This window comes from Streptomyces sp. NPDC002564, assembly GCF_042889645.1.
Taxonomy (GTDB): domain Bacteria; phylum Actinomycetota; class Actinomycetes; order Streptomycetales; family Streptomycetaceae; genus Streptomyces.
Window position 1 is genome coordinate 128380 of sequence record NZ_JBIARE010000013.1, and the last position, 20170, is coordinate 148549.

The window sequence follows — 20170 nt, forward strand, 5'->3', positions numbered from 1 at the left end:
GGAGAGCAGGTAACCACCAAGACGAGTGAAGAGGGTTAGTCATGGTCGAGATCCGTCACCAGTACGCCACCGTGCGGGGACACCGCGTCTTCTACCGGGAGGCCGGCCCCGCCGACGCCCCGGTCCTGGTGCTCCTGCACGGGTTCCCCACCAGCTCGCGGATGTTCCGCCGGCTGATCCCCGAGCTCGCCGACCGGTACCGCGTCATCGCCCCCGACCACCTCGGCTTCGGCCGCTCCGACACCCCGGACGCCGCCGAGTTCCCCTACTCGTTCGACGCGCTCACCGACATCACGGAGGCGCTCCTGGCCGGCCTCGGCATCACGAGGTACGCGTTGTACGTGCAGGACTACGGCGCCCCGATCGGCTGGCGCCTCGCGCTGCGCGCCCCGCAGGCCATCACCGCGGTGATCACCCAGAACGGCAACGCGTACGAGGAGGGCTTCGTCCCGGAGTTCTGGGCCCCGGTCTGGGCCTACGCGAGCGACCCGGGGCCCGCGACGGAGCCGGGCGCCCGGGGCGCCCTCGACCTGGAGGCCATCCGCTGGCAGTACCTGCACGGGGTGGACCGTCCCGAGCTGGTCGACCCCGACACCTGGACGGCCGACCACCACGACGTCAACCGCCCCGGCAACGACCGCGCGCAGCTGGCCCTCTTCCGCGACTACGCCACCAATCCGCCCCTCTACCCGAAGGTGCACGCGTACTTCCGGGAGAGCCGCGTCCCGCTCCTGGCCGTCTGGGGCGCCGAGGACGCCATCTTCGGCCCCGACGGCGCGCGGGCCTTCGCCAAGGACCTCCCCGAGGCCGAGATCCACCTGGTGCCCGGCGGCGGCCACTTCCTGCTGGAGAGCCACCTGGCCGAGACGGCCGGGCGCATCCGGGCCTTCCTGGCCCGCGCGGTGCCCACGGACACCCCCCTGCCCACCCCCTAGGTGAGCACCGCCCCCAGCGCCACGAACCCGCAGATCAGCGCGAACAGCACGGCGAGCAGCGGCCACACGAACCGCAGGTACTTGTCGTAGCCGACCTTCGCGAGCGCCACACCGCCGATGGTCACGGCGGTCGTCGGCACCCACAGGTTCATCCAGCCGCTGGCCGCCTGCCAGGCGGTGACGACGACCGCGCGCGAGACGCCGGCGAAGTCCGCGAGCGGCGCGAGGATCGGCATGGCGAGCGTGGCGTGCCCCGAGGTGGAGGGGATCAGGAAGGCGAGCGGCAGGTTCACGATGAAGACGATCACCGCGAAGAGCCCGGACGAGGTGCCCTTCACGACGCCCTCGATGGAGTGCAGGACGGTGTCCGTGATCTTGGAGTTGTTCATGATGGTCGTGACCCCGCGGGCGAGCAGGATGACCAGCGCGGGCGAGACGAAGTCGGCCGCGCCCTGGATGATCGTCGAGCTGAGCTTCTGCTCCCCCATCCGCGCGACGAGCCCGATCAGGACCGCCGCGCACAGGAACAGCGCGGCCAGCTGCGGGAAGGACCAGCCGAGTTCGAAGCCGTACGGCCGTGCGTCCGCCTTGCCGGTCAGCGCGCTGGACCACGGCACCACCGAGAAGATCATGAAGGCGAAGACCAGGGCGGTGGCGACGAGCACCGCCTTGTGCAGCCCGGTGAGTTCGGGCACCTCCTGCGCGCCGGTCGCCGCCTGCCCGCGGTCCCGGTCGCCGGGCAGGAACCCGGACAGGGAGCGCTCGGGGTCGCGCCGGACGCGCTTGGCGTAGCGGATGACGTACGCGACCGTGACGGCGGTCAGCACGATCCACATGGCGAAGCGGAGCACGATGCCGTCGCCGAGCGAGATGTCGGCGGCCGAGGAGGCGACGCCGGTCGCGAAGGGATTCACGGTCGAGCAGAGCACGCCGACGCCCGCGCCGAGGATGATCGCGCCGACGGCGGTCATGCGGTCGTAGCCGAGGGCGAGCATCAGCGGCACGATCAGGCCGTAGAAGCCGAGCGTCTCCTCGGCGAAGCCCTCGACGGTGCCGAGCACGGAGAAGACGACCATGACCCCGGTGATGAGCAGCGCGCCGCGCTCGCGCAGCCGGTGCGCCAGGCGGCCGATGCCGCGGTCCAGCGCGCCGGTGGCGAAGACGACGGTGATGAAGGCACCGATGGCGAGCACGAAGAGGAAGACGCCCGCGCTGCCGTACAGCGCGCCGACGTTGTCGGGTGCGACCAGGGAGGTCTTCTCGTCCTGGATGCCGTAGAGGCCGTTGACGGGCGAGAGGAAGAGGTCGTTGAGCCGGTCGACGAAGGACTGGCCGGAGTCGACGCGGTGGTAGGTGCCCTCGACGGGGGCGCCGGAGTCGTTGCGGTCGTACTGGCCCGAGGGGACCAGGAAGGCGAGCAGCCAGACCGCGACGGTGACGATCGCCAGAACCGTCAGGGCGCTGGGAAAGGTGAACTTCCGCTTACCCGAAGGGCTTTCGGACGGATCGCCGCCCACGGGGGTCTCAGTGGTGCTCACGCGGCACCGCCGTCCGGCCGCCCGGCCGCCGGCCGGTCGAATCCCGCGGCGTACTCCCGCACGAACGCACACATCGCGACGACGGTGTTGCGCAGCTCGGAGAAGAGGACGCGCTCGTTCGGGGCGTGCAGATTGCACATGCTGTCCTGCGCGCCGAAGAGCAGCACCTCGGCGCCGGGTGCCGCCTTCGCGAGCCCGTTGACCAGCGGAATGGACCCGCCGGTCGCCACGTACGAGGCGTCCTCGCCCCAGCCCTCGCGCAGCGCGGCGAGCGCGGCGCGGTAGGCGGGCCCCCCGGTCGCGGCCTCGTACCCGGGTCCGGTGTCGCCCGGCGTGACGGTGAGCGGCACGCCGAAGGGGCGCAGCGAGCGCAGGTGTTCGACGAGCCGGTGCTGCGCGTCCCGCGCGTCCTGGCGCGGATGGAAGCGCAGGTTCAGCTTGGCTCTCGCGTACGGCACCACGGCGGACGCGGCGTGTTCCACGCTCGGCGCGTCCAGGCCGATGACGGTGATCGCCGGGCCGCTCCACAGCCGCTCCCCCAGGCTGCCGCTGCCGACGAGCGGCACCCCCTCCCGCACGCCCGCGAGCGAGCGGAACTCGTCCTCGGTGTACGCCGTGCCGGTCCACTCCTCGCGCCGCAGCCCCTCGACGGCGACGTCCCCGTGCACGTCGTGCAGGGTGGCGAGGGCCTTGAGCAGGACGAGCAGCGCGTCGGGCGCCGCCCCGCCGAACTCGCCGCTGTGGCGCGGCTCGTCGAGGGTGCGGACCTCGACGGTCACCTCGGCGGCGCCGCGCAGGCCCGTGGTGAGGGTGGGGGTGCCGGGGCGGAGGTTGCCGAGGTCGGCGATGACCATGGCGTCGCAGGCGAACCGCTCGGGGTCGGTGGGCGGATAGTCGTCGAAGGCGCTGCCGTACTCCTCCTGGCCCTCGATGACGATCTTGACGCCGACCGGCGGGCGCCCCTCGTACGCCCGGAGCATCCCGAGGTGCGCGATGACGTTGGACTTGTCGTCCGCGATGCCCCGGGCGCGCAGGCCGCCCTCGACCGGGGTCGGCTCGAAGGGCGGGGACTTCCAGAGCGACGGGTCGCCGGGCGGCTGCACGTCGTAGTGCCCGTAGAGCAGCACCGTGGGCGCGTCCGGCGACGGGGCCGGGATCTCGCCGTAGATCACGGGGGCGGTGTCCGGCAGGTCGAGCCGTTCGACGCGCGGGACCCCGGCGTCGCGCAGCAGCCCGGCCACCAGGTCGTGGGCCTCCGTCACCGGCTCGGCGGGAAAGCCGGGGAAGGCGATCGAGGGGATCGCGGCGAGCCGTTCCAGGTCGGCACGGAGTCCGTCCATCAGACCGTCGACGGTGGCTTCGAAAGACGTCATGGGCAGCACTCCTGGGAGTCGCGTGTCATGTCCTGGGGCTACGGACCGTTTTGTCGTGTTCGGTCCGAATTATCGGCGCCCGGGGTCGGCGGTTTCCGGACGGCTCGCCGTGCGGCGGGGATGCCGCACGGAACCCGGACTAAGGTCGACACATGGCTTCGGAGACTTCAGGGGGCGGCACGACGGGCCGCGCGGCTGACGGCGGCACGGCGACGGACGGCGGGCCGGACGGCCGGGCCCCGGAGAGCGGGGCGACACCGGGCGGTGCGGTGGGCGGGGGCAACGGCGCCGCGGCCACGGAGGCGCCCGCGCCTGCGGGCACCGGCTCCGGCGGCGGGGGCACCGTGCGCGTCGACAGCTGGATCTGGTCCGTGCGCCTGACCAAGACCCGCTCGGCCGGCGCCGCGGCGTGCAAGGGCGGCCACGTCCGGGTCAACGGCGAGCGCGTCAAGCCCGCGTACGGCGTGCACGTGGGCGACGAGGTGCGGCTGCGGCAGGCAGGCGGCCGGGAGCGGATCGTCATCGTCAAACGCCTCATCCGCAAGCGCGTCGGGGCGCCCGTCGCGGTCGAGTGCTACGTCGACAACTCGCCGCCCCCGCCGCCGCGCGAGGCGGTCGCCCCCGCGGGCATCCGCGACCGGGGCACCGGCCGCCCCACGAAGCGGGACCGGCGCGAGATGGAACGGCTGCGGGCGCCGGAGGGCTGGACCCGGCCGCCGTCGGAGGGCGCGCGGGAGGTCTGACGAGACGGACGGCACGCGGGACGCTTGAGGGCGCGACCCTGCGGCCGTACGGCTTCGCGGCTTCGCGGCCTCGCGTCCTCGCCTCCTCGCGGCCGGGGCGGCGGTGAACGGAGCAGCAGCGACCGGGGCGGCGGCGACCGGGGGGCGGTGACCGGGGCGGCGGCGACCCGGAGGGGGCGGTGACCGGGGCGGCTCCGTGGAAACGCCTCAGCAACACGCCCTGATCCAGGACGTGTTGCTCGGGCTTCTCCACCGGATCGGGCTGCCGCGGGCGCGGCGGTCCGTGCGGCGTGCGCCTCACCTCACCGTCGCAGGCGGGCGACCAGCTTCGTCGTCTCGTCGCGCCGCGCCCAGGCGATCCACGCCAGCGGCAGCACGAGGATCAGCGGAGTGGCCGCGTTCTCGCCGCCGAACGCGGTGATCGTCACCACGAACGCGCCGATCATCAGCCCGATGAACGCCGTGGCGGCGAGCGAGGAGAGCAGCGGGAGCAGCAGCGCGATCCCGCCGAGCAGTTCCAGCGCCCCGATCGTGTACATCCCGGGGGCGCCCCAGCCCAGCTTGTCGAAGGACTCGACGGCGGTGGGGTGCGCGATCAGCTTGGGCACACCGCTCGCGACGGCGAAGAACACGCCGAGCAGCACCTGGAGCGTGCGCAGCGTGACGCGGGCGCCCCGGCTGCGTCCTGATCCGGCGGGGGCGGCGGGGGCGGATGCGAGCGGGGCGACGGTGGGGGTCGCGGTGGCTGCGGGGGTGGTGGCGGTCATCGTGTTCTCCTCGGTGAGCGGGGCCCGTCGGGCTGTTGTGCTGTCCCCCGTAGAGACCCGCCCGCCGCGCGGAACTCATCGCTGTGCGCGGCGCATTCACCGAATCCGTTCCGCGACCGCCCCTCCCTTCCCGCCTCCCCTTCCCGCCTCCCCTTCCCCCGCCTCCCCTCCTCAGCCGACCGGGACCGCCCGCACCCACGTCCCGTCGTCCGTCAGACAGCGGTCGATCTTCAGCCCCGCCTCGGCGAGGGCCTCCTCGAACTGTTCCGGGGTGAGCGGCCGGGCGCGGAAGGTCTGGGTCCATACGGCGTCCGGGAACACGTACTCCGCGCGCACCTCGTTGACCCCGTCGCCGACCGGCTCCGCCGAGAGGATCCGGACCGTGTGACCCGCCGGATCGACGCGCTCCCTCGGCGCGTTCGTGTGGTAGTCCGCGCCCTCCCGCTGGATCAGGACGCAGCCGTGGTCCGTGACGTGCCTGCGGCAGGCCCGCAGCATGCCGCGGCGCACCGCCGCGTCGCCGGTGTGCACGAGGAACGACGCGAGCATCACCACCGGGAACCTCTCGTCCAGGTCGAGGTGCTCGATCGGGCTCAGGACCGTGCGCACCCCGCCGTCGAGCGCGGCCACCTTCTCCAGCATCCCGGCGGACTCGTCCACGGCCGTCACCCGGAAGCCGCGCTCCAGGAGCGGCCGCGTCACCCGTCCCGCGCCGCTGCCCAGCTCCAGGATGTGCGCCCCGGGCGGCACGGCGGCGGCGACGACCCCGGGCTCCTCCCCCGCCGGAAGGCGTGCGTAGAGCTCGACCGCGCAGCCGTCCGGCGTGATCGCGCCGGGCCCCGTTCCCTCGTATCCCTCACGCATCTCCAGGTTCATGCCCGGCCAACGAAGCGTGCCCCGGCCCCGTTCCCGGCTGCCGCACGCCCGCCCCGCCTACAGCGGGAACCAGCCATGCCCCCCGTACCAGTGGCCGCCCGCCCGCAGATGGTCGCCCACGGCCCGCTCCAGGGCGGTCCGCCGGGGCAGTTCGGCCACCGGGAGGTTCCCGTCACCGAAGACGAAGGCGACGGGGCCGGTGTCGTCCGGCTCGGTGCCGTAGCCGTCGGCGGGACGGAATCGCTCCTGGAAGCGGACGATGTTCGAGTCCGCGGGCAGCCGGTGCCGCAGCTGCGGGTCGAGCAGCCAGGAGTGGCAGACGGCTGTCTCGTACCGGTCCTCGGGAAAGTGCCGCGCGAAGAACTCCCGGGCCAGGTCCAGCGACCGGTCGCAGGCCTCCGGCGTCAACGGCCCCTGGAAGTCGGTGATGTGCAGGTTCAGGCAGGGGTCGCCCGGACCCGCCGGGTGCCCGGCCGCGGCCGTCGCGCCGCCCATGCGCCCGCCCAGGACGGCCCGCTGGAACTGCAGCCGCCCCAACTGGTAGAGCTCGCCCCGGAAGTGCAGGCCGAGCCAGCCCGGTTCGACGAGGCCCCGGGTGCCGCGCGCCCTGCGGTGCACCGCCAGATGCCGTCCGAGATCGGCGAGGGTGCGGCGCGAGACGTCGTCGGGGATGCCCCGGTCGCGGTGGAAGGCGCGGACGTGCTCGCGCGCCGCCACACACACGAAGACGAAGAAGCAGCGCCCGAGCTCGCCGCACGCCTCGGGCAGCACCGGGAACCGGGCGCCGCGGACCGTCCCCGGATCGCGCACGAGGGCGTCCACGCAGCGGTCGAGCAGCCGGCGCGCGTCCGGATCCGCCCACAGGCGGCCGCGCAGCGCCACGAGCGCGTTGATGTCCTCGTGCGGCACGGCGAGGTCGAGCAGCACCTCCGGCAGCTCGTCGGCCGTCGGGAGCACGGCGGCGGCCCGTGGCTCGCCCGCGCTCTCCAGCTCGCCGAGCCACCGGGCGAGCCGGTCGTCCGCCCTGAGCGCCGCCAGCACGTTCCCACCCTCTCTCTGTCCTGAGGCTTGCTTTCCTGAAGCTTGCTCTCCTGAAGCTTGCTGTCCTGCGGCTTGCTCTCCTGCGCCTCCCGGAGGCGTTCTTATCCTGGAGGGAGGAGATGACCTCTGATGATGCGCACAGGCAGTGAACCGTCGACCGCGCGCAGCCCGCTGCGGATGCGTTTCTGGTGCAGTGTGTGGGGCCTGGTCTGGGCCGTCTTCGGCACCGTCGCCTTCGCCCTGGTCGGCCGGGCCGGCTGGGCGGTGGCCTGCGGGGTGCTGCTGCTGGTGGTCGCCGCCGACCTGGCGTGGGTGGTGCACCGCATGCGTCAGGGCCCGCACTACCAGCCGGGCCCCGACATCCCTCCGTACGAGCCGCAGGACCGGCCCTAGGGCCGGTCGCCGAACCCCACCGGCCCTAGCGCTCCTCGCCCGGCCGCCCCTCGTCGAAGCGGGCCGCCGCCAGGTACTCGGGCTGCGGATCCAGGGCCGCGGCGAGGCGGAAGTGCCGCCGCGCCTGCTCGGGCCGCGCGGCCCGCTCGTAGGTGCGGGCGAGCGCGAAGTGCGCGAAGGCGTTGTCCGGCTCGCGCTCCAGGACGATGCTGAACTCCAGCTCCGCGGCGCGCAGTTGCGCGGCGGCGAAGAAGGCGCGGGCGCGCAGCAGGCGGGCCGCCGTGTTCTCGGGGTGGGCGTCGATGACGGTGTCGAGCAGCTTCACCGCACCACGCGGATCCCGCGCGGCAAGGAGCTGTTCCGCCGCACGGAAATCGATGACATGAGTCTCCGGAGTATTTTCGGGCACGCCGGGCTCCTTCCCTCGCTCTCCGGCATCAACGCGCGCCGCACCCCCGCCTATTCCGCACCCATGTCCCCCACGCGTTCCCGCGCCGGTCCTCCTGCGTGCGGGGGGGGCGGCCGGGAGGGCGCTCAGCGGGCGGCGACGGCCAGGACCGCCCCGAGCACCACGAGCACCGCGCCCGCGCCGACGAAGGCCCGGTCGAGCCCGGCACGCTCGCCGCCGAGCAGCACGGTCTCGCGCGGATCCCCGGTGTCGTACGCGATGTCGACCACGTCCCCCGGGGCCAGCGGCCTGCGCCGGGTGGGCGGTACGGGCGACACCACCTCGACGACCCGGCCGTCCCCGGTCTCGAACTGCAGCGTGGGCCGCTCGGTGCCCGGCGGTGCCGCCTTGACCAGGGCCTGCGCGACCGCTCCCGCCGCGGTGATCCGCCGGGTCTGCCGCAGCCCGTACGCGCCCGCCAGGGCCGCGACCAGGCCCCCCAGAGCCGTGAACGCCGCCAGTACGACCACTGTCCCCGCCCCTTCCCCAGGCCCTCGGGTTCCTCAGGCGCGTGCTCTGCGCGCCAGGTCGGCCCAGACCGCGCCGACCCGCTCCGCGAGGCCCTCCAGGGGGCCGTCGTTGTCGATGACGACGTCCGCGATCTCCAGGCGCTTGTCGCGGGTGGCCTGCGCGGCCATCCGCGCGCGGGCGTCCTCCTCGGTCATGCCGCGCAGCCGCACCAGGCGGTCCAGCTGGGTCGCGGGGCTCGCGTCGACGACGACCACGAGGTCGTAGAGCGGCGCGAGGCCGTTCTCGGCGAGCAGCGGCACGTCGTGCACGACCACCGCGTCGTCGGCGGCGGCCTCCTCGAGCTCGGCGGAGCGGGCACCCACGAGGGGGTGCACGAGGGAGTTGAGGACGGCGAGCTTCTCGGGATCGGCGAAGACGATCGTGCCGAGTCTTGGCCGGTCGAGCGAGCCGTCCTCGGCGAGGATGTCCGGCCCGAAGGCCTCGACGACGGCCGCCAGACCGGGAGTTCCCGGCGCCACCACCTCACGCGCGATCTTGTCCGCGTCGATCAGGACGGCACCGGACGCGGCGAGCAGCCGCGACACTTCACTCTTGCCGGCGCCGATCCCGCCGGTCAGGCCCACTTTCAGCATGACCGGCAGCTTAGGCCCTGGCGTTACGCGTCGCCCTCCCGCTCGGCCAGGAAGCGTTCGAATTCACGGCCGATCTCGTCGGCGGACGGGATGTCCGCCGGCTCGGCCAGCATGTTGCCCCGCTCCTGGGCGCCGGACGCGGCGTCGTACTGGTGCTCAAGTCCCTGGACGAGCGCGACGAGTTCCTCGTCGCCCTCCTGGATCTGACGGTCGATCTCGGTCTGCGTGCGGTGCGCCTCGGTGCGCAGGCCGTGGGCGACGCCGGGCAGGACCAGGCCGGTGGCGGCGGTGATGGCCTCCAGGACCGTGAGGGCCGCGTCGGGGTAGGCGGAGCGCGCGATGTAGTGCGGCACGTGCGCGGCGACGCCGAGCACGTCGTGGCCCGCCTCCAGGAGGCGGTACTCGACCAGGGAGGCCGCGCTGCCCGGCACCTGCGCCTCGTCGAACGGGCTGCGGTGGCCCGGCACCAGGTCGGTGCGGTTGCCGTGCGGCGTGAGGCCCACCGGGCGGGTGTGCGGGACGCCCATGGGGATGCCGTGGAAGTTCACGGACAGGCGCACGCCGAGCCGCTCCACGATCTGCTGGACGGCCTGCGCGAAGCGCTCCCACTCGACGTCCGGCTCGGGGCCGGACAGCAGCAGGAAGGGCGCTCCGGTGGCGTCCTGGACGAGGCGGACGTCGAGCGTCGGCACCTCGTAGTCGCTCCAGCGGTCGCGCCGGAAGGTGAGCAGCGGGCGGCGGGCGCGGTAGTCGACGAGCCGGTCGTGGTCGAATCTCGCCACCACCTGCCCGGGAAGGCTGTCCGTGAGCCGCTCGACGATCTGGTCGCCGGTTTCGCCCGCGTCGATGTATCCGTCGAAGTGGTAGAGCATGACCAGTCCGGCCGATTCCTGGGCGAGCGCCATGTCGACGACGGCGAGGCCCTTCGGCTCCCATGCGTACAAACCCTGCGGATCAAGCACTGTGACCGCTCCTCCTCGTGTTCCTACCGAAGAACACGCGCGCGCACCCGTGCATTCCCGGCCATCCGCCCGCCCCCGGCCCCGGGAGCGGCGCCTTTCATACTCGTGAACCCCCGCAAGGAGCTTGCCAGTTGACGCCGCCCCTCCCACCCGGCGATCCGCCCGGAGCCGGAACAGGTCCGCTCTGGTCCATACCTTGACGCGCACATGCCCCGCCCGTACGTTCATATGCGCACCCCACGTTCATGTACAGGAACTGCCGTACGGGAAATTCAAGAAACCCACCTCCCAGCACTCCACCCTGCGAACCGACGGGAAGGCCACCCCACATGCGCACCCGACGCACCCTGCTGACCGCCCTGATCGCCGCGACGGCCGCCTCCGGAGGCCTGGCCGCGGCCGCCACCGCGACCGCCGCGCCCACCCCGGCGCGGACCGTCGAGGTCTCCACCGCCGCCGAACTGAAGTCGGCGCTCACCGCCGCCGCCCCCGGCGACACGATCCACCTCGCCGACGGCACGTACACCGGGAACTTCAAGACCTCCGTAGCGGCGAGCGCCAACTCCCGCATCACCCTGACCGGTTCGCCGAAGGCGGTGCTCACCGCGGGCGGCGGCTACGGCCTGCACCTGAACGGCGCCGCCTACTGGACGGTCCGGGGCGTCACCGTCACCGGCGGCCAGAAGGGCATCATGATCGACTCCGCGCGGGGCGTCGTCGTGGACACCGTCACGGTCCACGGCCTCGACATGGAGGGCGTCCACTTCCGGAAGTCGAGCAGCGACGGCGTCATCAAGAACTCACGGATCTACGACACCGGGAACGACGACCGCGGCATGGGCGAGGGCGTCTACGTGGGCAGCGCCAACACCCTCTCCGACCGGAGCGACAACGTCACGATCACCGGCAACACCATCGGCCCGGACGTGGGCGGCGAGGCGATCGACCTCAAGGAGGGCACCACGGGCGGCAGGGTCGCGGACAACACGTTCGACGGCAGGGGCCTGACCGGCAACAACTACGACGACTCGTGGATCGACGTGAAGGGCAACGACTACGTCATCGAGAACAACACGGGCAAGAACACCACGAACAACGGCTTCGAGACCCACACCCAGCAGTCCGGCTGGGGCTGCGGCACGGTCTTCCGCGGCAACAAGTCGACCCTGACGGGCGCGACGGGCGACAAGCAGCTGGCGATCAACGTGACCAACTACAGCGGCAGCTGCCGCACGACGGTCTACGCGAGCAACACGGTGACGGGCGGCAAGGGCCTGACGAACATCACGGTGACTCCGTAGGAGCCGGTCCCGAAGGGTCAAGCCTCCAGGGGCGCGGGGAGCCGCGCGCCCGCCCCCACGACCCACGGACGAACCCGGCACACGAAACGGGCCCGCATCTCCCCGGAGGGACATGCGGGCCCGCGACGTTCAGCTACCGCCTAGCGAGAGCGACGCGAGGTCAGCTCTGGCCTCCGGCCAGCTTCTCGCGAAGCGCGGCGAGCGCCTCGTCCGAAGCAAGGGCGCCGGAGTTGTCGTCCGACTCCGAGGAGTACGAACCGCCGCCGCCACCGGTGCCGGCGGCCGGAGCCGCGCCACCGGGAGCCGCAGCACCCTCGGCCTCGGCCTGGGCGTCCGCCTCGCGGGACTTGATGACCTGGGCCTGGTGCTGCTCGAAGCGCTGCTGCGCCTCGGCGTACTGGCCCTCCCAAGCCTCGCGCTGGGTCTCGAAGCCCTCGAGCCAGTCGTTGGTCTCGGGGTCGAAGCCCTCGGGGTAGATGTAGTTGCCCTGGTCGTCGTAGGACGCGGCCATGCCGTACAGGGTCGGGTCGAACTCGACGGCCGACGGGTCGGCACCGAAGGACTCGTTGGCCTGCTTGAGGCTCAGCGAGATCCGGCGACGCTCGAGGTCGATGTCGATGACCTTGACGAAGATCTCGTCGTTGACCTGGACGACCTGCTCCGGGATCTCCACGTGGCGCTCGGCCAGCTCGGAGATGTGGACCAGGCCCTCGATGCCCTCGTCGACGCGCACGAACGCACCGAACGGAACGAGCTTGGTGACCTTACCGGGAACAACCTGCCCGATCTGGTGCGTGCGGGCGAACTGCTGCCACGGGTCTTCCTGCGTCGCCTTGAGCGACAGGGAGACGCGCTCGCGGTCCATGTCCACGTCGAGAACCTCGACGGTGACTTCCTGGCCGACCTCGACAACCTCGGAGGGGTGGTCGATGTGCTTCCAGGACAGCTCGGACACGTGCACGAGACCGTCGACGCCGCCGAGGTCCACGAACGCACCGAAGTTGACGATCGAGGAAACGACGCCGGAGCGGACCTGACCCTTCTGCAGGGTCGTGAGGAAGGTCTGACGGACCTCGCTCTGGGTCTGCTCGAGCCAGGCACGGCGGGACAGGACCACGTTGTTGCGGTTCTTGTCCAGCTCGATGATCTTGGCCTCGAGCTCCTTGCCCACGTAGGGCTGGAGGTCGCGGACGCGGCGCATCTCGACGAGGGAGGCCGGCAGGAAGCCACGGAGGCCGATGTCGAGGATGAGACCACCCTTGACGACCTCGATGACGGTACCGGTGACGATGCCGTCTTCTTCCTTGATCTTCTCGATCGTGCCCCAGGCACGCTCGTACTGAGCGCGCTTCTTGGACAGGATCAGACGGCCTTCCTTGTCCTCCTTCTGGAGAACCAGGGCCTCGATCTCGTCACCGACGGCGACGACCTCGTTCGGGTCGACGTCGTGCTTGATGGAGAGCTCGCGGCTCGGGATGACGCCTTCGGTCTTGTAACCGATGTCGAGCAGGACCTCGTCCCGGTCGACCTTCACGATGACGCCGTCGACGATGTCGCCGTCGTTGAAGTACTTGATCGTCTCGTCGATCGCGGCGAGGAAGGCTTCCTCGTTACCGATGTCGTTGACCGCTACCTGCGGGGTGGTGGCGGTGGTCTCGGTGCTGCTCGTCATGTGGGTAAGGGCTCCGGTACGGACATTGAAGTCGTAGGTACTGCAACGCCGGAGCCGATTTCGCACTCTGCAGAAGCCGGACAGCCAAGGAAGCGCGACTTCCGCGAAACGGAAGGCGCCTCGACAACCGAGGGGACATGCAACAGACGCGAGCGCAGCCTGCTATGTCTGAGGAGCGCAGGCTCGCAGCGCAACTTGTAGCATACGGGGGCTGCCGGGCAGGGTCAATGCGCGAAGGCGCACACCCGGGGCGGATCGCCGCATACCCGGCACAAAACCTGTCGCATGAGGCCACACGGGCCGCATCGCGCCCCCTCGCGACGGAATTTCGACGGAAGATTACGACGATGGAGCCGATCATCCAAGAGTCCGAGCTGCCCGAGCCCGAAGCCACCCGCCGTGCCGCGGACGTCACGGAGAGCAGCCGCGCGAACCGCGGCTGGTGGGACCGGAACGCGGACGAGTACCAGATCGAGCACGGCACGTTCCTCGGGGACGACCGCTTCGTGTGGGGACCCGAGGGTCTCGACGAGGTCGAGGCGGAGCTCCTCGGCCCGCCGGAGGACCTCAAGGGCAAGGACGTCCTGGAGATCGGGGCCGGCGCCGCGCAGTGCTCGCGCTGGCTGCTCTCCCAGGGCGCGCGCCCGGTGGCGCTCGACCTCTCGCACCGCCAGCTCCAGCACGCGCTGCGGATCGGGGGGAACGTCCCGCTGGTGCAGGCCGACGCGGGCGTGCTCCCCTTCCGGGACGGCACCTTCGACCTCGTCTGCTCCGCCTACGGCGTGATGCCCTTCGTGGCCGACCCCGTGCTGGTCCTCAAGGAGGTGCGCCGCGTGCTGCGGCCCGGCGGCCGGTTCGTGTTCTCCGCGACGCACCCCGTCCGCTGGGCGTTCCCCGACGAGCCGGGCCCCGAGGGCCTGTCGGTGTCCGCCTCCTACTTCGACCGCACCCCTTATGTGGAGCAGGACGAGGAGGGCAACGCCGTCTACGTGGAGCACCACCGGACGATCGGCGACCGGGTGCGGGACATCGTGGCCGGCGGCCTGCGGCTGGTCGACATCGTGGAGCCGGAGTGGCCTGCCTGGAACACGCAGGAGTGGGGCGGCTGGTCCCCGCTGCGCGGAAACCTGATCCCGGGGACGGCCATCTACGTGTGCGTGCGGGACTGAGGACGTGAGCGACCCCCGCAGCGACGCCCTGGACCTGCCCGTACGTGACGCGCTGCCCGCCCTGCGCACCGCTCTGGAGGGGCCGGGCGGCGCGGTGCTGTGCGCCCCGCCGGGCACGGGCAAGACGACGCTGGTGCCGCTCGCCCTCGCGGGGCTCCTCGACGGGGTCCTCCCGGGAGCGGACGCCGGTGCGCGCCGGGTCGTCGTCGCCGAGCCGCGGCGGATCGCCGCTCGGGCCGCCGCGCGGCGGATGGCGTGGCTGCTGGGCGAGAAGGCGGGCGAGCGCGTCGGCTACACCGTGCGCGGGGAGCGCGTGGTGGGCCCGCACACGCGCGTGGAGGTCGTCACGACGGGGGTGCTGCTGCAGCGGCTGCAGCGCGACCAGGAGCTGTCCGGCGTCGACGTCGTCATCCTCGACGAGTGCCACGAGCGGCACCTGGACGCGGACACCGTGGCCGCCTTCCTGGTCGACGTGCGCTCCGCGCTGCGGCCCGAGCTGCGTCTGGTCGCGGCGTCGGCGACGACCGACGCGCAGGGCTGGGCCCGGATCCTCGGGGACGCGCCGGTGGTCGAGGCGCACGGGATCGCGCACCCCGTGGAGGTGGTGTGGGCGCCGCCGCCGCGCGCGGTGCGGCCGCCGCACGGGATGCGGGTGGACCCGGCGCTGCTGACCCATGTGGCGTCGGTGGTCCGGCGGGCGCTGGCCGAGCGGGCGGGCGACGTCCTGTGCTTCCTGCCCGGGGTCGGCGAGATCGCGCGGGTGGCGGGGCAGTTGGCCGGGCTCGGCGACGTGGAGGTGCTGCAGGTGCACGGGCGGGCCCCGGCCGCCGTGCAGGACGCGGTGCTCGCGGGGTCGGCGGGGCGCCGGGTGGTGCTCGCCACGGCGGTGGCGGAGTCGTCCCTGACGGTGCCGGGGGTGCGCGTCGTCGTGGACGCGGGCCTGGCGCGCGAGCCCCGGGTCGACCACGCGCGCGGGCTGAGCGCGCTGACCACCGTGCGGGCCTCGCAGGCGGCGGGGCGCCAGCGGGCGGGGCGGGCCGGGCGCGAGGCGCCGGGGGCGGTGTACCGGTGCTGGGCCGAGGCCGAGGACGGGCGGCTGCCGCGGTTCCCCGCGCCCGAGATCAAGGTGGCCGACCTCGCCGCGTTCGCCCTGCAGGCGGCGTGCTGGGGCGATCCGGACGCCGCCGGTCTCGCGCTGCTCGATCCCCCGCCGGGCGGCGCGATGGCGGCGGCGCGGGAGGTCCTGGTGGCGGTCGGAGCGGTGGCGGCGGACACCGGGCGTGCCACGGACCGCGGGACGCGGATGTCCCGGGTGGGTCTGCATCCGCGGCTGGCGCGGGCGCTGCTGGACGCGGCCCCGCGGGTCGGCGGCCGGCGGGCCGCGGAGGCGGTGGCCCTGCTGAGCGAGGAGCCGCCGCGGGAGTACGGGGACGATCTCGCGGGGGCCTGGCGGTCCGCCCGGCGGGGCGGGGACTCCTATGCGGCGCGCTGGCGCACGGAGGCCAGGCGCCTGGCGTCCTCGGCGCCGGGTGCGGGGGACGGCGGCGGGGCCGCGGCGAGCGACGAGTACGTCGCCGGGCTCGTGGCGGCGCTCGCGTTCCCCGAGCGGGTGGCCCGGAGCGTGGGCGGCGGGACGTATCTGATGGCGGGCGGGACGCGTGCCGAGGTCCTGCAGGGGTCGGCGCTGGCCGGGGCGCGCTGGCTCGCCGTCGCCGTGGCGGACCGGCCGGTGGGCGCGGGGCACGCGCGCGTGCTGCTGGCCGGGCAGGTCGACGAGGACGTGGCACGGGACGCGGCGGCGCCGCTGCGCTCCGCGGGCGACGAAGTGGCGTGGGGCGGCGGTGAGCTCGTGGCACGGCACGTGGAGCGGCTCGGCGCGGTGGAACTCGCGGTGCGCCCCCTGAAGAAGCCTGATCCCGCCCTGATCCGCCGGGCGCTCCTGAGCGGCCTGCGGGAGGAGGGCACCGGGCTCCTGAACTGGTCCCGGGGCGCGCGGGAGCTGCGCGAACGGCTCGCGTTCCTGCACCGGCACCTGGGCGCCCCCTGGCCCGACGTGGCGGAGGACGCCCTCCTCGCGCGCGTGGACGACTGGCTGGAGCCCGAGCTGTCGCGGGCCCGGCGGCGGGCGGACCTGGCGCGGATCGAGGCGGGGCAGGCGCTCGGCCGGCTGCTGCCGTGGGCGACGGGCGAGGCGGCCCGTCTGGACGCGCTCGCCCCCGAGCGCCTGGAGGTGCCGAGCGGGTCCAGGATCCGGATCGACTACGCGGACCCCGGGCAGCCGGTGCTCGCCGTCAAGCTCCAGGAGATGTTCGGCCTGGCCCGCACGCCGCGTATCGCGGACGGTGCGGTGCCGGTGGTCGTCCATCTGCTGTCCCCCGCGGGCCGTCCCGCCGCCGTCACCGCCGACCTGGCCTCCTTCTGGAGCGGCGGATACCGGGCGGTGCGGGCCGAGTTGCGCGGCCGCTACCCGAAGCATCCCTGGCCGGAGGACCCGGCGGCGGCCGAGCCGACCCGGTACACCAAGGCCGGGCAGGCCCGCCGGGGCGCGGGCGGCTGACGCCGGGGGGCGGCAGGCCCCTAGGCGTTGACCGGCTCGGGTTCGGGTTCGGGGTCGGCCTCGGCGGAGGGTGCCGGGTCGCCGGGCCTGCGGCCGCGGGCCTCCAGCCACAGCGCGAGGGCGAGCAGCAGCACGCCGAGGACCAGGAAGCCCCAGGGCAGGTACGAGGTCATCAGGAGGACCAGGACGCGCTGGGACTTCACCAGGTCGACGGTGTCCTTGATGTAGTCCTCGCGCATCTTCACGTGCCCGGAGAAGACGGTGACCTTGTCGCGGTCGCCGAGCAGGGTGCCGCCGCGCAGTTCGTTGTTCTGGATCTCCTCGCCGTAGACGGGCGCCCCGGTGGTCGGTTCGACCCAGAACTTGCGGACGGTCGTGTACCAGCGGGTGGTGCCGGTCTTGGCGAGGGACTCCGGGGTGATGCCCTTGACGGGCATCGTCTTGGGGAAGGGCACCTTGGTCCAGGGAATGGTCTGCTCGAAGTAGTAGACCTTCAGGCCGCGGAAGTTCTGGGTGCCCTTGTAGTGGATGGGGCGGGTGATGCGGGCCTGCGCGTCGAAGTACTCGTAGTCGCGCTTCTCGGTCAGGAAGGGCCACTTGAACTCGATGCCCTCGCGTTTGACCGGGTCGCCGTCGACGGCCTCGCCGGTGGCGTGCACGGGTTCCTGGCTGTGCGCGTCGAAGATGTAGCGCTCGGGGATCTTGGAGACCATCTTGCCGCGGTCGTCCTGGACGTAGGAGAGGGCGTCCCAGACCACGACGTCGCGGTCCGCGCTCTTCTCGATCTTCTCGGAGGCCTCCACGTTGCCCTTGAGGGTCTGCACGATGGTGACCTTGTCGAGCTTCTTGGCCTTCATGGAGCCGTAGTCGATGAGCGTCGGATCGTCCGCCTCGAGGACCGCCTCCTGGTACTGGCTCGGCGGGACCTTCGCGAGCCGCGGGAAGGCGTACCAGCGCATGAGCGGGGACATCGCCGTGCAGAACACGGCGAGGGCGAGCAGGACGAGGCTGGCCTTGCGGTGCATCGCGCGACCCCTCCCTACGTCTGTGGGTGCCGGGGGACAGTGGGTCTACGGGTGCTCGGGGACGGTCGTCAGGAGCGGCTCGGGGGAGGTCTCCCCCGACGGGGCGCCGATCGCCGTGACCGTCAGGACCAGCGCGAACGCGACGGCGAGGCCGGTGGCGGCGGCGATGAGGGCGCGCATACAGGGCCTCCCGGTCCGGCGTGCGGCCGGAACTGATAGGGCGTCAGGGCGGGCACCGTAGCAACGGACGGGCGAGATGAGAACACGTTGCACACACACGGACCGCCCCTCCGCCGTGGGTGGCGGAGGGGCGGTCCGGTGGACGCGTGCGGCGGCCGGAGGGGCCGCCCGGTCAGGCGCTCGGGGACGCGCTCGGCGAGGCGCCGGACGAGGCCGTCGGCGACGGGGTCGCGTCGGGCTCCGGCGCGGTCACCTTCAGCTCGACGGTGAGCGTGCCGCCGCCGGGCGTGACGATGCGCAGCAGATACGTGCCCGCCGCGTCGTCCGCGTACATCTTCGGGAGCTTCAGCACGCCGTTCGGGCCGGTCTTGAGGCCCTTGAGGGTGCGGACCGGCTTGCCGTCCGCGTCCTTGAAGTAGGGGCCCTTGTCGTTGGCGGTCGCGTCCGTCGCCGACTTGATCATCGTGGCGGTGGCGGCGACGCCCGCAGCGACCTTGCCGTGGTCCGTCGCCTTGACCTCGACCTGGTCGGCGAACTCCTTGCCCGGGGCGCCGACCAGCGCCTTGTCGCTGGTCCTCGCCAGTGCGTCGGCCCGGCGCTCGGCGACTTCCGCGTCGAAGTCGACGCCGGTCGCCCTGCTGTTCACGACCGTGGCGCGCACGGTGAACTTGCCCGCCTTCTCGCCCGCTTCGAGCACCGGAGCGGTGGCCTTGCCCGAGTTGCCGGTTGTCACGACGGCACTGCGGGCGCCCCCGTCGAAACGGGTGTCGGTGTCCCCGACGACGGTGAACTTCACCTTCGCCTTGGGCACGGCGTCGCCCTTGTCGGACTCGGCGCGCACCGCGACGCGCTCGGCGAAGGCGTCGCCGGTCTTCGCGACGAGGTCACCCGTCCCCGCGTTCGCGAGCACGTCGACCTCGACGGAGGCCGGCGGGTCCGGCTTCTCGTGGCCGCCGCCGTCGCCCGGCGGCTTGGGCTTGCCGCCGCCGTCGCCGCCCGGCTTGCCGTCGTCGGGGCGGGGCTTGGGCGGGGGCGTGTACGAGGGGGCCTTCGGCTGCACCGGGGGCGGGGGCGGGGTCGCGCCGACGGAGGGGTAACGGGTGTCGCTGCGGTCGTCGGGCAGCACGCCCCGGCCGTCGGGGACCTCGTGGGTGCCCTTGCGGTAGTACTCCAGCCACGACAGGACCGTGTTCAGGTACTCCGTGGAGCGGTTGTAGCTCAGGATCGCCTGGTGCAGGTCGGCCTCGACGGACAGGTCGCGGTCGTTCGCGCACAGGTAACGGCCGGCGGCGAGCGCCGCGTCGTAGATGTTGTTGGGGTCCTTCTTGCCGTCGCTGTTGCCGTCCTGGCCCCACGTCGCCCAGGTGGACGGGATGAACTGCATCGGGCCGACCGCGCGGTCGTGCGTCCGGTCGCCGTCGTAGGCGCCCTTGTCGGTGTCGGTGATCTTCGCGAAGCCGTCGCCGTTCAGGACCGGGCCCAGGATCGGCTTGAGCGTCGTGCCGTTCGCGTCGACGCGGCCGCCGCGGGCCTGGCCCGACTCCACCTTGCCGATGGCGGCGAGCAGCTGCCAGGGCAGGTTGCAGCCGGGCCCGTCGGCGGTGAGGGCCGACTCGGCCTTCTTGTAGGCGTCCAGGACGGTGGCCGGCAGGCCCGCCTCGGCGTCCTTGTCGCCGCCGTTCGGCGGGGCGCCGGTGGGCGGGACCGGGCTCTGCAGGGGCGGCAGGTCGGTGAAGTACGGGGAGTCGCCGGTCGCGGAGCCCGGCGGCGGCGTGTCCGAGGCGCCCGCCGCCCGCTCGTCGCGTGGAATCGCCGCGCCCGGGGCCTGTGAGGCGGCCAGCGCCGCCACCGCCGCCGCGGCCACCGCGGCGGTCACCGTTCCTCTGCGCAGTCGCCTGCCGAATACCGGCGCCATGACCGAGCCACCCCTCCCCTTTGACGACTGTTGCGCGCCGCCCCCACGTCCGTGCACGCTTCTTTCTCCACGTACACGCTCGCCTTCGTACGCGCGTACTCCCCGTGGGGCGACTCAGGCGACACTACGACAACTTCCCGCGCCCAGGCACCCGTTCGCGCCCGTTATTTAC

19 protein-coding genes are annotated in these 20170 nt (G+C 73.0%); 6 read left to right on the forward strand and 13 right to left on the reverse strand.

The genetic code is table 11. The annotated features are described in order from the left end of the window. The first annotated feature begins 41 nt into the window (after nt 1-41). The gene (locus ACFYXE_RS33470) at nt 42-935 is read left to right on the forward strand and encodes an alpha/beta fold hydrolase (protein ID WP_389319089.1); all 894 of its coding nucleotides are present in this window, start codon (nt 42-44) and stop codon (nt 933-935) included. Here the strand turns inward: ACFYXE_RS33470 and ACFYXE_RS33475 are convergent. Further along, nucleotides 932-2473, reverse strand: coding sequence for a YfcC family protein (locus ACFYXE_RS33475; protein WP_389319091.1), 1542 nt, complete (start codon nt 2471-2473; stop codon nt 932-934). The two genes, ACFYXE_RS33470 and ACFYXE_RS33475, sit on opposite strands and share 4 nt — an antisense overlap. Beyond that, nucleotides 2470-3846, reverse strand: coding sequence for a M20/M25/M40 family metallo-hydrolase (locus ACFYXE_RS33480; protein WP_389319093.1), 1377 nt, complete (start codon nt 3844-3846; stop codon nt 2470-2472). The genes ACFYXE_RS33475 and ACFYXE_RS33480 overlap by 4 nt, the downstream gene beginning before the upstream one ends. Nucleotides 3847-3998: 152 nt before the next feature. Between ACFYXE_RS33480 and ACFYXE_RS33485 the strand changes: the two genes are divergently transcribed. After that, nucleotides 3999-4589 (forward strand): RNA-binding S4 domain-containing protein, encoded by a 591-nt coding sequence (locus ACFYXE_RS33485; protein ID WP_389319095.1) that lies wholly within the window; start codon nt 3999-4001, stop codon nt 4587-4589. Between the two features lie 302 nt (nt 4590-4891). On the opposite strand, the gene ACFYXE_RS33490 is transcribed toward ACFYXE_RS33485, so the two are convergent. From ACFYXE_RS33490 to ACFYXE_RS33500, 3 genes are all read right to left on the reverse strand, one after another. Beyond that, nucleotides 4892-5356 carry a DoxX family protein gene (locus ACFYXE_RS33490; RefSeq protein ID WP_389319097.1) on the reverse strand — a complete coding sequence of 155 codons (465 nt, stop codon included), beginning with the start codon at nt 5354-5356 and terminating at the stop codon, nt 4892-4894. A gap of 171 nt (nt 5357-5527) precedes the next feature. Continuing rightward, nucleotides 5528-6220 (reverse strand): class I SAM-dependent methyltransferase, encoded by a 693-nt coding sequence (locus tag ACFYXE_RS33495; protein ID WP_389319168.1) that lies wholly within the window; start codon nt 6218-6220, stop codon nt 5528-5530. A gap of 69 nt (nt 6221-6289) precedes the next feature. After that, entirely contained in the window at nt 6290-7189 is a 900-nt protein-coding gene (locus ACFYXE_RS33500; protein WP_389319170.1) for an acyltransferase domain-containing protein, read from the reverse strand. 216 nt (nt 7190-7405) lie between these two features. On the opposite strand from ACFYXE_RS33500, the gene ACFYXE_RS33505 reads away from it, so the two are divergent. Beyond that, the gene (locus ACFYXE_RS33505; RefSeq protein ID WP_389319171.1) at nt 7406-7666 is read left to right on the forward strand and encodes a DUF6343 family protein; all 261 of its coding nucleotides are present in this window, start codon (nt 7406-7408) and stop codon (nt 7664-7666) included. Nucleotides 7667-7691: 25 nt separating this feature from the next. Here ACFYXE_RS33505 and ACFYXE_RS33510 read toward each other — a convergent pair whose 3' ends face one another. The 4 genes from ACFYXE_RS33510 to ACFYXE_RS33525 all read right to left on the reverse strand — a co-directional run bounded on the left by ACFYXE_RS33510 (nt 7692) and on the right by ACFYXE_RS33525 (nt 10179). Further along, complete coding sequence (locus tag ACFYXE_RS33510; RefSeq protein ID WP_361170787.1) at nt 7692-8075, reverse strand: tetratricopeptide repeat protein; 384 nt, start codon at nt 8073-8075, stop codon at nt 7692-7694. A 125-nt stretch (nt 8076-8200) separates the two neighbouring features. Next, complete coding sequence (locus ACFYXE_RS33515; RefSeq protein ID WP_389319100.1) at nt 8201-8584, reverse strand: DUF3592 domain-containing protein; 384 nt, start codon at nt 8582-8584, stop codon at nt 8201-8203. 33 nt (nt 8585-8617) lie between these two features. Next, nucleotides 8618-9217 (reverse strand): dephospho-CoA kinase, encoded by a 600-nt coding sequence (gene coaE, locus ACFYXE_RS33520; RefSeq protein ID WP_389319102.1) that lies wholly within the window; start codon nt 9215-9217, stop codon nt 8618-8620. A 23-nt stretch (nt 9218-9240) separates the two neighbouring features. Further along, nucleotides 9241-10179 carry a PAC2 family protein gene (locus ACFYXE_RS33525; protein WP_361170778.1) on the reverse strand — a complete coding sequence of 313 codons (939 nt, stop codon included), beginning with the start codon at nt 10177-10179 and terminating at the stop codon, nt 9241-9243. Between the two features lie 329 nt (nt 10180-10508). Between ACFYXE_RS33525 and ACFYXE_RS33530 the strand changes: the two genes are divergently transcribed. Continuing rightward, a complete protein-coding gene (locus tag ACFYXE_RS33530; protein WP_389319104.1) occupies nt 10509-11480 on the forward strand; it encodes a right-handed parallel beta-helix repeat-containing protein in 972 nt (323 codons plus the stop codon). Between the two features lie 160 nt (nt 11481-11640). Here the strand turns inward: ACFYXE_RS33530 and rpsA are convergent, their stop codons facing one another. After that, nucleotides 11641-13152 (reverse strand): 30S ribosomal protein S1, encoded by a 1512-nt coding sequence (rpsA, locus tag ACFYXE_RS33535; protein WP_361170772.1) that lies wholly within the window; start codon nt 13150-13152, stop codon nt 11641-11643. Between the two features lie 347 nt (nt 13153-13499). Here rpsA and ACFYXE_RS33540 point away from each other — a divergent pair, with 347 nt between their 5' ends. Together ACFYXE_RS33540 and hrpB are read left to right on the forward strand one after the other, a co-directional pair. After that, nucleotides 13500-14321, forward strand: coding sequence for a class I SAM-dependent methyltransferase (locus tag ACFYXE_RS33540; protein ID WP_389319106.1), 822 nt, complete (start codon nt 13500-13502; stop codon nt 14319-14321). Nucleotides 14322-14325: 4 nt separating this feature from the next. Beyond that, on the forward strand, nt 14326-16878 hold the full coding sequence (hrpB, locus tag ACFYXE_RS33545; RefSeq protein WP_389319108.1) for an ATP-dependent helicase HrpB: 2553 nt from the start codon (nt 14326-14328) through the stop codon (nt 16876-16878). Between the two features lie 20 nt (nt 16879-16898). Here hrpB and ACFYXE_RS33550 read toward each other — a convergent pair whose 3' ends face one another. From ACFYXE_RS33550 to ACFYXE_RS33560, 3 genes are all read right to left on the reverse strand, one after another. Then, on the reverse strand, nt 16899-17903 hold the full coding sequence (locus ACFYXE_RS33550) for a DUF3068 domain-containing protein (RefSeq protein WP_389319110.1): 1005 nt from the start codon (nt 17901-17903) through the stop codon (nt 16899-16901). A gap of 45 nt (nt 17904-17948) precedes the next feature. Further along, nucleotides 17949-18083: an SPW_0924 family protein gene (locus ACFYXE_RS33555; RefSeq protein WP_389319112.1), complete on the reverse strand. Its 135-nt coding sequence runs from the start codon at nt 18081-18083 to the stop codon at nt 17949-17951. A gap of 172 nt (nt 18084-18255) precedes the next feature. After that, complete coding sequence (locus ACFYXE_RS33560; RefSeq protein WP_389319114.1) at nt 18256-19998, reverse strand: lytic murein transglycosylase; 1743 nt, start codon at nt 19996-19998, stop codon at nt 18256-18258. Nucleotides 19999-20170 lie beyond the last annotated feature (172 nt).

What these genes read in the sequence shown, in the direction of transcription:
- ACFYXE_RS33470 (WP_389319089.1), top strand. Translation starts at nt 42, where the DNA reads ATGGTCGAGATCCGTCACCAGTACGCCACCGTGCGGGGACACCGCGTC.
- ACFYXE_RS33560 (WP_389319114.1), bottom strand. Translation starts at nt 19,998, where the DNA reads ATGGCGCCGGTATTCGGCAGGCGACTGCGCAGAGGAACGGTGACCGCC.
- ACFYXE_RS33555 (WP_389319112.1), bottom strand. Translation starts at nt 18,083, where the DNA reads ATGCGCGCCCTCATCGCCGCCGCCACCGGCCTCGCCGTCGCGTTCGCG.
- ACFYXE_RS33550 (WP_389319110.1), bottom strand. Translation starts at nt 17,903, where the DNA reads ATGCACCGCAAGGCCAGCCTCGTCCTGCTCGCCCTCGCCGTGTTCTGC.
- ACFYXE_RS33490 (WP_389319097.1), bottom strand. Translation starts at nt 5,356, where the DNA reads ATGACCGCCACCACCCCCGCAGCCACCGCGACCCCCACCGTCGCCCCG.
- ACFYXE_RS33530 (WP_389319104.1), top strand. Translation starts at nt 10,509, where the DNA reads ATGCGCACCCGACGCACCCTGCTGACCGCCCTGATCGCCGCGACGGCC.
- ACFYXE_RS33540 (WP_389319106.1), top strand. Translation starts at nt 13,500, where the DNA reads ATGGAGCCGATCATCCAAGAGTCCGAGCTGCCCGAGCCCGAAGCCACC.
- coaE (WP_389319102.1), bottom strand. Translation starts at nt 9,217, where the DNA reads ATGCTGAAAGTGGGCCTGACCGGCGGGATCGGCGCCGGCAAGAGTGAA.
- ACFYXE_RS33485 (WP_389319095.1), top strand. Translation starts at nt 3,999, where the DNA reads ATGGCTTCGGAGACTTCAGGGGGCGGCACGACGGGCCGCGCGGCTGAC.
- ACFYXE_RS33495 (WP_389319168.1), bottom strand. Translation starts at nt 6,220, where the DNA reads ATGCGTGAGGGATACGAGGGAACGGGGCCCGGCGCGATCACGCCGGAC.
- ACFYXE_RS33480 (WP_389319093.1), bottom strand. Translation starts at nt 3,846, where the DNA reads ATGACGTCTTTCGAAGCCACCGTCGACGGTCTGATGGACGGACTCCGT.
- ACFYXE_RS33505 (WP_389319171.1), top strand. Translation starts at nt 7,406, where the DNA reads ATGCGCACAGGCAGTGAACCGTCGACCGCGCGCAGCCCGCTGCGGATG.
- rpsA (WP_361170772.1), bottom strand. Translation starts at nt 13,152, where the DNA reads ATGACGAGCAGCACCGAGACCACCGCCACCACCCCGCAGGTAGCGGTC.